Origin of the sequence: Streptomyces durhamensis (assembly GCF_000725475.1) — a bacterium.
Lineage (GTDB): Bacteria > Actinomycetota > Actinomycetes > Streptomycetales > Streptomycetaceae > Streptomyces > Streptomyces filipinensis.
In genome coordinates, this window is the sequence record NZ_JNXR01000094.1 from 1 (window position 1) to 566 (window position 566).

The 566-nt window shown below is 70.8% G+C and carries 1 pseudogene; it reads left to right on the top strand.

Features of this window, described 5'->3' with window-relative positions:
* Positions 1–566: pseudogene (locus IO33_RS0141920) on the top strand (IS5 family transposase); the annotation flags it as partial.

A 566-nucleotide genomic window follows, 5' to 3' on the forward strand; every position in this document is an offset into this window, starting at 1 on the left:
TGGGAGAAGCTGCATCTGGTGCTGCTGGGGAAGCTGCGGTCGGCGAAGAAGCTGGACTGGTCGCGGGCGGTGATCGATTCCTCCCACGTGCGGGCGGCCCGCCGGGGCCCAAAAGCGGTCCCAGCCCGGTCGACCGAGCACGGCCGGGCAGCAAGCACCACGTCCTTGTCGACGGGCAGGGCATCCCGCTCGCGGTGTCGCTGACCGGTGGGAACCGCAACGACGTCACCCAGCTGCTGCCCCTGCTCGACCAGGTGCCCGCGGTGCCCGGTGTCGTCGGCAGGCCACGGCAACGGCCGGACGTGCTGTTGGCGGACCGCGGCTACGACCACGACAAGTACCGGCGGCTGCTGTGGCAGCGGGGCATCCGGCCCGCGATCGCCGAACGCGGCCGGCCGCACGGCACCGGCCTGGGCATCTCCCGCTGGGTGGTCGAGCGGACCATCTCCTGGCTCCACGGCTTCCGCCGCTTACGCATCCGCTGCAAGCGACGAGACGACATCCACGAAGCCTTCCTCGGCCTCGCCACCTGCCTCATCACACACCGCCACGTCCAACGCCTTTGT